The organism is Stenotrophomonas sp. GD03877, assembly GCF_029840555.1.
Lineage (GTDB): Bacteria > Pseudomonadota > Gammaproteobacteria > Xanthomonadales > Xanthomonadaceae > Stenotrophomonas > Stenotrophomonas geniculata.
In genome coordinates this window covers 24626-34117 of the sequence record NZ_JAOCCT010000046.1, presented here as the reverse complement: position 1 = coordinate 34117, position 9492 = coordinate 24626, and the positions used below count along the sequence as shown (strand labels likewise).

Genomic DNA, 9492 nt, shown 5'->3' with positions numbered 1-9492 from the left:
ATCGACCAAAGCCCTGGACCCAATCGCTCTAAGCAACCTAGCTCTGCTGCGGCCATCTCACCAAGAGAGATGACCTTCTCTTTGATCATCTCGTCACTGAAGGCTACTTGCCCCCCCCTACTCTCGATGTGATCCCAAGTATTGGACAGCACATAGGCCTCGATCTCAGAATAGAGGTCGGATGGTGCCGCAACGCGCGAAAGTGACTCCAGCCGAGCCAGTAGATCAGGATGAGCTGAGTCGCCATCGAAGCCAAGCGTCTTCTTTACCGAGACCCACATCTGCGGCCATTCCCCTTTCGAAGCATGACTTCTGACTATCTCCTCGAGATCATCAAAACAGCCCGCAAACGTCCATAGTTCCCGGAAATGACCTGCCAGAAGTGAGCGCGCCCAGTCGCGAAGAGTCAAGTCATCACATGTCAGCACCGGTCGCAGCAAGTTCAAGAAGCCGATATACCACTCGAGCTCTTCGGCACGCGTTCGCGGCTGCCAGCCAGCATCACGTCTACGTGCACCGAAGTCGAACGCAGAGAAAGACGTCCAGTGCGTCGCTTCGAACGCAGCATGGAACAGCTCGGCTGCGATCTCGCGATGCCTCTCGGTGCCCGACTCGAGTAGCTTGCTGACAAACGCACACCGCCGTTCTGGTCGCGCCAGCGTACCTGACAGGTGCAACGAGAACAGATGCCGCATCTGTCCAACTATGCTGTCCCTGTTCTCACCTGACTTCTCGCCCTCGGAGAACTTCAGCATGACCGTCGCAGCACGATCAAACTTATCGTCGTCGTAAGCTAGCTGGTGCAGCAGGCGCACGAACAACCTGAAGTTTCGGTTCTCGCGCGAGGCAAAGCCTGGCTTGGTTGCGGCGTTCTCGATCAGCTGCAGCACGGTCTCCGGGAATACCGGCGCTATGTATAGCAATGCAGACAGCGTGCCTTCGTTACACGATCCAATATCATGCAGCGGTCCGCCGGGGCTCACCCAACTATTTGCCATCCGAACCGCAGGCTCGAAATCGTGCAGGTATCCCAGTCGATGCGCACATGAGACGAAAAGTCGGAGGTTCTCTGGCTTTAGCAGCTCGGCATTGATTGCATCGACAGGGATGTTCTCCAGCGCACGCTTCGCCAAACGATTGGCAAGTGCATGAGGAAGAACTGCTCTCCACTCACCACGACTCTGCGCGAGCTGACGACGCATCAACTCAGCCTGAGCCCGATGCAGACCACGACGATCGAGGCCAACGATGGCACTTAGGACGCCAAGCTCATCATTGAACTCGGACGAGGAGACATTGAAGGAATAGACGAGCGATAGCGCTTCAGCGCATTCCAGAAGTTCATTGGACGCTCCTTTTCGTTGACTGAACAACCTATGGAAAAGGTCCTCGTCGGAGAAGTTTGTCAACGTCTCATCTGCATCTACCCGGCTGGCCAGCGCGATCGCGATGCGCGAATTGCCGCCGGAAAATTCGGCGATTTTGCCCGCGTTCAACTTCCCGATGTCTGGGTGCCGCCGCTGGATCAGCATCGAGACCGTCTCCTCGCTGCACGGCTCGAGGTGGATCACTTCGGTTTCCTCAGGACGATCGTCCGAGATGTCGTACTCGATTGTCAGAAGGCTGAGCATCGCGCTACTTGCGGAGACCTGCTTCTGCAACTGCCGATGCACGTCTGGCGGGCAGTTGTCCAGCACCAATTGAACCGCATGATCGTTAGCAACGATGTATGAAACTAGCTCGGATGCCGTCGGTGTCAAGTTCTCACCCAGGTCGGCGTAGATTGCGCTAGCTGGTGACAAGGCCTCCTCACCAACGTTCGCCTCAAACAGGGCCTGCGCGAATCGCGTCTTCCCCACTCCGGAGAGGCCGGTGATGCGCACCGCACTACCGCGGCGGCGCAACCGTTCTCGAGCTAGATGTATACCCTCAGAAACAGGCATAGGAGTCTTTGCGCTCGAGTTCGCGTCAATCACGCAGGGGTGGTCATCAACAAGGAATGCGTCGTTCTGGGCTGGGGGAGTAGCTGCCCACCTCCCGAAAGGCCTCCAGCCGGACAAGGGGCGGCCGAGGCGCGCACGAACCCACAGCGCAACGCTTGGATGCCGCCGTAGCCAAGTCGCCAATCGATCTCGACCATAAAAGTCAACGCGCAGAGACGCTTTTCCAGGAAGGGTCTCCGCGACCGCCTCCATCGCCCGCACTCGACTCGCCAACATGCTGTCTGAACAATCGTCCTTGCCACTAACGATAATGTAGGCACCATTTCGATCGGCAAGATCTGCAAGTACGAGCTTTGGGGTGCCACCCTCCAACATCTCGTCCCTGCATGCCGCCGCACCCATAGCATGCTTCTTGACCTGGAAACCGCAGATCCCACGAGGAACAAAGCCGTCGTTGGACGGCAAGTCCATAGCCTCAATACGGACATCCAAACCGCCATCAGGTGCCTCCTGCGCACCTCCCCACATAACGCTCTTCGGCCGACGCCCCTGCTGGATTACCTCCGCTTCGCAAAGACGGGCAACCAATTCACGCAGATCGCCAGCACTGAGCGCTGTGATATCTACAGCATCAAGTTCAAAAAATCTCATGATTCCCTTCCCGCAATGATCGGGGCACGCGCATCAAGGCATTAAAGACGGCGCAAAGCAATTTGTCGCCTAGGTCAGACTGCCCAGAATTCTAGGAGCCTGGAAACTGTGGAAGGAGAACCTCCTGCTCCAGCGTCCCCGGATGCGTTTCCACATGAATGGCCAAGTCATTCCACCCGATGGATCGACAAGTTCGAGATATTGCGCTAGACACCGATTCAGCCGTTGGCTTGAGAGCGTAACCGAGACCAATGAGCTCCCTGGGATCCATCAACCACGGCTTCAGGGTGAACCCCGCCTCGGCGGCAGATCCTGCGATGACGGCGCCAATTCTCATCCCCCCCTCATCCAAGTCGCCGAAATGAAACGCCTGAGTTGTCTGGCAAGGAAGTGATTTCAAGATCAGCATGTAGACCTGTCTCCAGGATGGGGACGGCATACCACCGGTATAGAGCAGCACGAGGCCGACTTGATCAGATGCAGCTTCAGCAAACTCATGGAATGTCTGTCGATTCTCTATGGTGAGAACACGCCAACTCAACACGGCTGGATTCGGCACGAATCCAGTGATGTGGGCAGGAGCGAAGCCGAGATATGGATGAACCACTCCCACCACCGTAGTCGACGTAACAACCGTAAGCGGACCTGAGATCAGTACGGGCAATGGTTCCTTGTGCAGGCCTATGGCCGAGAAGACCTCGCTACTATCAAGTCCAGATGGTGCAATAGAGTTGAACCAAAGCAAATCGATCCATTTCACGATGCCCTCCACTCGCTTGCTGTCACCAAACATCATGGCCGAAACCCGGCGCAACAGTTCGTCCCTGACGACACCTCGCCTTGCTGAAATGAGTCTGATTGCATCCAGTATTTGCGCTACAGAAGCATCGGTAGCCTCTTGCCCGCGAACCTTATGGCCCAGCGACCAGCGCTCAATGACCTCGGTCAGTACGGGGAAAAGGCCGGTGTGAGTGTCCAGCATGGAACGGGCCTCTGATACGGAATCACGACGAAGTCGTGCGCCCAAGAAGTTCGCCAGCTTTGCGAGGTTCAGTACGGCAACGCCCGCAACATCTAGAGGCGGCTGCACCATCACCTTGGCCTTGATTTCGATGGCTCCAGAGCGCTCAGCCAGTTCAAGTTCGGAACGAAACGCTCTTGCATCCTCGATGCTGCGCAGGCTGAAGAACTCTGGGCATGATGACTCCGTCAGCCTGAGAGCTATTCGCTCATCCTTGCCACGACTCACTGCATTCTGGGAGCGATTGAAAATTGACGTAAGGAAGGCCCGGGCTATAGTCATGCAACGACCCCTTCCCCATGGGGCATTCGACTTGCTTCAACACGCTTGAGCTCCTCCTCGAAAAGCTCGGGATGCTTGCGCCAGTTATCGGAATCCAGAATTACATGACCATCGTCATCAATGCGTACGTGTTTGATGGAGATAAGATCGTCGTCACGGTACATCTCGATGTAGGTATCCACCGATTCGTTGATCTTACCCAAGGCATCGTCCGGTGCCGCGACGATGGGCTGAAGGCCCAATGCCTTCAGGTACTCAAAGACGGCACGGGTATTCACTGAGTCAATCTTGTCACCCAACTCATCGAAAATTATCAGCGACATGCCGCCTTGATCACCGCGCAACTTTCCCAATGCGCGCGCCATCGACGCTGCAGCAACGATGAAAAGAGGCGCGCGGTGCTCGCCCCCGGAACCCTTGTCCATGCGCTTTGAGAAGTCGGTCACCGTCACACCATTGCTGCGAACGTCAATCTCGAAGTTGAAGAAATTGCGATAGTCCTCCAGAAGCCTGTTGGCCTCTGCATCCTTTCCCTCAAGCATCGCCCTGAACTCAGGAGGAGCATCCACCTGTCCAGAGAAGATATCCCCCTCCGGTCCCGCACCAGCCACCTTCAGTATGAATTTGTACAGCGACTCATGATCTTTATTGAGATTGGTGACGAAGTGATACTTCTCGTTGTTCGAGAATGGCGGCAAGCGCTCCATCGTACTGTTCAGCTCATTGAGCGTGCTGCGCATGCTGGCGAAGTGGTCGCTCAGGCGGGCGGCGATCTGCACCTTGAACGTTTGCTCTGCCGCTTCTGCAGCTTCCGCGGAAAGCACTTGGTAGTGATGGAGCTCGGATTCCTCTAGCCGTTGCTTCTCCTGAGCCATCGTCTCGCACATGGCACCCAAGTCGCCCACCGCGATATCCATCTGCGGATCGAATTGGTTTGCGTATGTAGACATGTCACTTGCCAAGGCCTGCACCTGGGAAGACAGCTGATTGCCACTTCTAACCGTAGCGTCACTAATCTTCGCCACAATCGTATGCAGCGATAGGCCGGAACCATCAAACTCATCGCGTTTTGTTTCGAACCACTCATCACCCACGTATTCATTGCGGCGACTGAGAGCCGCCTTTGAGCAGATTCCGTTGGTTCTATCCGCAAGCTCGTCTAGCCGTCTCTGTGCTTGCCGGAAAGCCTCACCATGAGTTCCGACGTCTCTGCTGCTTTCTTCCAGCTTCGACTGTGCTGCCAGGGCAGCTCGCCTTGCCTCTGTGATGAGCAGCTGACGAGCAAGGAGATCAGGTGCGCTTGCGATCTCTTGCATCGCCGCCTTTGCATCAAGCGCGGATTGCTCCTGAATGTGCGAGTTCAGCCATCTTTCAATGTCCTGGATACGTCCTTCAAGTCCCACCAACTTCTCAAGGGCTTCAACCAACTGGCGCGACCGGTTCGCCTCCTGCTCGCATTCGGCTGCGTTCTGCCCCAAAGTGCTGCGCTGCTGCCGAAGCACCGCCAGGCGATGGCTCGCATCTTGGCGTCCCAACACCAGTTCCGTTGCAGACAAGGGGCGTCGACGGCCGAAATCAGCACGTCCAGCCTGCTCGCCAGTACGGGTGAAGCCCTCTGGGCTATCCGTGGTGACGCGCTCCAATCGCTCCAGCCGGCCGAGTCGAAGACGGATATAGTCCACCGCCACTTGATTGTCACCCGCGATCAGGTGCGCGAGACCCATTGGCGGAACCACACCCATATCCGCCTTCGACTTCACCGGGTTCACCAACAGTACTGAATCCGGCTTTGTATCCCACGGAATCTTGTTGAAAACGGACAAGGCATCCTCAAACTTGCCGCTACGGACAACCAGGGCAGTGCGCGAACGACCAAGGAATCCCTCGATTACGGGTGCCCAGTCGGCATCTGTGACTGTAACCAAATCGCAGACGGGCGTGCACAGAAGTCCTTTGTCTCCAAGTATGTTCACAACTGCTTGGACGGCCGGCGGGAGTTCCGCTTTGCCTTCCTGGATGCGTTTGATCTGCTCGTTAGCGATCCTAAGTTCATTTCCAAGCTTGGACAGCCTCTGCTCGTCATGGTCTAGCTGACGCCGTGCCGACTGGATGATCGGAGCAACCCGCATGCTGGACTCGCGCAATGCTGCCGAGGCCTGCGAAACGTCAAGCACAAGCGCATCGGATACGGATGTACTGGAAACCGCATCAAGAAGCTCAACCCACGGCATCGCCAGATGCTGCCAGCCTCCGAGATCGGGTTTCACGCGGTTGGCCTTCTCGAAGCCCGCCACCACCTCGCGAATGGCCTGGGCCACGTTGGTTTTGATAGGTCTAAGTGATCTCTCTCGTTCGCTGGCCAGGTCACGGGCGGCACTGATCGCCGGATCTGCTGCTGATTGAAGCTCTAGTTCGATGTACACGCCGTTGAGTCGATCATGCTCCGCCTTGGCGCTGTCGACTGCATTCTGCGCTGCCTGATGCCTGTCCCGCGCTTCATGCAGCGTAGTTTGTGCCGCATCAACAGCATCCATGTGTTGTTCACGCTCATAGTCATCCAACAGCGCCCTATAGGTCGCTGCGTGCATCCGAGTCTGAGTAGCCTTATGACCGGCTGCGATCAAGCTTTTGACGTTCTCAAGCCTGTCCAGTGTTTCCAGAACCTTGGCTTGAAGCGAGCGCAGATTGTCGAGCTGGGAGCGGAAGTTCTTGAGCTCGATAGGATAGGCATCGACAATGTAATTTCGAACAAAGCTGCTGGTGTCAGGAACTTTCTGCAGATTAAGCGCATTCTTCATCGCTCGCCGAAAAGCTCTCGGGTCGATGCTGCCCCCTCCTTTGGGGCGCAAGGCGAACAACATTGCTTCAACCTGCTTCTCCGCCGACGGAGGCACTGCGAGCCTACCATTCACGCGACTGACTGCGTCCTCCATCAGCTTATTGAACGTTCCCCAGGCCAACGGCAAAAGTTCCGCCTCGGCGTTCGCTTCAAGATGATCATCTAACGCGAGCGCAACCCCTTGGACCACATAGCGCCCGTAGACGTGCAGCTTTGGGTCGCCCACTGACGCGCCCAGGGCCAGGCCAACCGAAACCGGCGGCAATTCGCCCTCAGTGTCGCGAAACACCATGGTCAAATAGGACGTCGCATTCTCACGAATATGCTCGTCACCGCGATAGTAGCCGAGGCAGTATTCGCGCACTGAACGCCCTCGAGTGCCTGATACCCCCCCTGACTGCGCATTGAGATCGATTTGATTCTGATCCCCTCCGTACAAGACGATCTGCATCGCATCCAGAATCGCAGATTTTCCAGATCCGTTAGGCGCCACAATGCCTGTTGCAGGGCTAAAGCTCAGGGTTTCGGCACGGAATAGGAAAAACTGTACCAAGTGAAATTTCTCAAGCAGATACATCGCCATCCTCCGTGACTTCATTCATTGCGTCGAAAGTAGCCGCATCCCCCTCACCTGCCACTTCCTTACGGAAGGATTCCAGATGGCTCAAGTATTCCTTCCGCAGCAGATCTCCGATCGCGGGATGGATGCGAACCTTCGCGAGCTGATTCCGTACATCGTCCTTGTCCTCAAAGGCAGCAATCCCCCAGCGCTTGAACTTGGTCATCAAAGAGCGGAAGTCCCCAGGCGAGGGAAAGTCCCTGCCCGTTTCCTTCTCGTAGTGCTCTTGCAAGTCAGGCAAATCGACGAAAGTTTCGCCATTTGGCTCTTCGCGCCCCTCGAAACGGACGCGATGATGAACGCCGGCGAGCACCAACAGCAGCAGGGTTTCGTCCTTGCTGGCTCGCTGTTGGGTCAGTACGTGCACGGGCCGCGCCACGATGTACTGGTAGTTGGTGTCGTGCAACAGCTCGATGCCAAGGGGACGAACTGCCTGCTCAAAGTCATTGATATTTCGGCTGACAATGCCGTAATCCTTCCGGGTCGCCCGGTCAGAGGCGGACAAGACCTGATGGGTTACTAGCCGATAGGCCGCCTGCTCGTAGTCCTGCTCTTCGTACATAGTGTCGCGGCTAAGCGCCTTTTCCCAGTGGCGTGCCATGTCATTTCACCTTGGTGATGTAGAAGTCCGGCATGTCCAAATACGGCCCGGCAATTCGTTCATCACCGGCGCTTTGGAAGCGATATCCAGGTAGTCGCTTTGAAATTCCTTCATGGTGCTTCTTTCCGAGGCCTGTCATTGCTTCCTGTGCGTAGGTGGACAGCGTCTGCACCATTCGAAATTGCTTGATACCGGTGATGGGAAGCTGAGACGCCCGGATCTGCCTACCTCCTCCCATGACACCCTGCAAGTACACCCTCACCTCTGTTGGCATGGCGGTACGCGCATCACGCGCACGCCTGTGCAGGTTCATCCGCGCCTCCTGCTCGGCTGTCATCTGCCGCGGAGAATCCGCGGTCCTGGGAATGGGCGGACGGGCGATGCGTGGTTGAAACAGGAGTTCACCGGAAAGCAATGCTCCGGGCCCAACGGGCATGGAGGCGTCGAAGTTCTCCGCAGCATTGACTCCGGCGATAGCCTTTTTGATCCGTCTCTCGAGCTGGCCCGGCGCGCGAAGCTGGTACTCGATCATGGCCAGCATGCGACGCTCGATATGGCGCTGATCCTGGCCCAAGCGATCGAAGTAGTCTTGCAGACGATAGACATTGCTCAATCGCCTGATCGCCTTCTCATAGACAGCCTCAGCCGTGCCTTTATCACCTTTGTAGCGTCGCTCGGCCAACCACACGATGATCCGTTCCCGATGATCCCCGTAATGGATTTCCTGAGTTAGGCTCAACACCTGCGCCTTTCGTGCGAGGGGGTGATCGGCGCCAGCCAAGTCCGCATAGTCAGCCATGACGTGCTTGGAAATGTAGTCTTCAAACAACCGACGGATAGCCGCCCCGGGGGTCGCGGACTTGAATATCTCGCGCTGCAGGGTACGCACGTTCAGACTCATGGCGGCAATCCCGGACAGAAGCGCATGGGCGCTGTCGCCGGCGTTTACGAAGTCGTCACCGTAGACATTGCTTGCAGGATCAAGCACCCGACGTAATGTGTCTTCAATGGAACGCATCTTCGCGCCCACCATCGCCGGCGTGTCTTCTGTGAAGACCTGCAAGGTGGCAAGGAAACGGCTTACCACAGCAGTCATGGACAGAGTGCGCGTGAGTCCCACCTGCTCTTCTTCGAACCAGCCATTCTCCGTGAGATGGCTCAAGTACATGTTGGCGCGAATGTTGAGCGGAGTGAGCTGGCCTACCCCCTCTTCTGCCTGCCAAGCGTCATCGTGTTCGAGGTAGTTCTCGATGAACTGCGTCAACTGCCGCCGTTCCCAGCCGGTCGCCGGGGGAACCTCAGCCTCTGGCCCGAAGAATTCTTCGTACAGACCCAAGAGCAGCCGCCAGTAGTTCTCCCGATTTGCCGAGGCCAATGGGCGAAAGAGTTGCGATGGCAGTACCTCAAACAGAGAGCTGGACACTGTGCAACTCCACAGAAGTTGGGCTATCTACTTCACATTAGCATAAACGCTAACATATCATAAACGCTAACTTAGCATCAATGCTAAGCTGCGTGTCATCTGACCCCGGCCCA

4 protein-coding genes and 1 pseudogene are annotated in these 9492 nt (G+C 56.5%); all 5 read right to left on the bottom strand.

Annotation, left to right across the window (positions count from 1 at the left end; genetic code table 11):
• Nucleotides 1-2594: pseudogene (locus tag N5D20_RS22775) on the bottom strand (hypothetical protein); the annotation flags it as partial.
• Nucleotides 2595-2685: 91 nt separating this feature from the next.
• Nucleotides 2686-3843, bottom strand: a complete 1158-nt coding sequence (locus N5D20_RS22770; protein WP_192813847.1) for a Wadjet anti-phage system protein JetD domain-containing protein — start codon at nucleotides 3841-3843, stop codon at nucleotides 2686-2688.
• A 50-nt stretch (nucleotides 3844-3893) separates the two neighbouring features.
• Nucleotides 3894-7313 carry an SbcC/MukB-like Walker B domain-containing protein gene (locus N5D20_RS22765; protein ID WP_158704768.1) on the bottom strand — a complete coding sequence of 1140 codons (3420 nt, stop codon included), beginning with the start codon at nucleotides 7311-7313 and terminating at the stop codon, nucleotides 3894-3896.
• The gene (locus tag N5D20_RS22760; RefSeq protein ID WP_017354467.1) at nucleotides 7300-7956 is read right to left on the bottom strand and encodes a DUF4194 domain-containing protein; all 657 of its coding nucleotides are present in this window, start codon (nucleotides 7954-7956) and stop codon (nucleotides 7300-7302) included. The genes N5D20_RS22765 and N5D20_RS22760 overlap by 14 nt, the downstream gene beginning before the upstream one ends.
• A 1-nt stretch (nucleotide 7957) precedes the next feature.
• Nucleotides 7958-9379, bottom strand: coding sequence for a Wadjet anti-phage system protein JetA family protein (locus N5D20_RS22755; protein WP_049400904.1), 1422 nt, complete (start codon nucleotides 9377-9379; stop codon nucleotides 7958-7960).
• Nucleotides 9380-9492 lie beyond the last annotated feature (113 nt).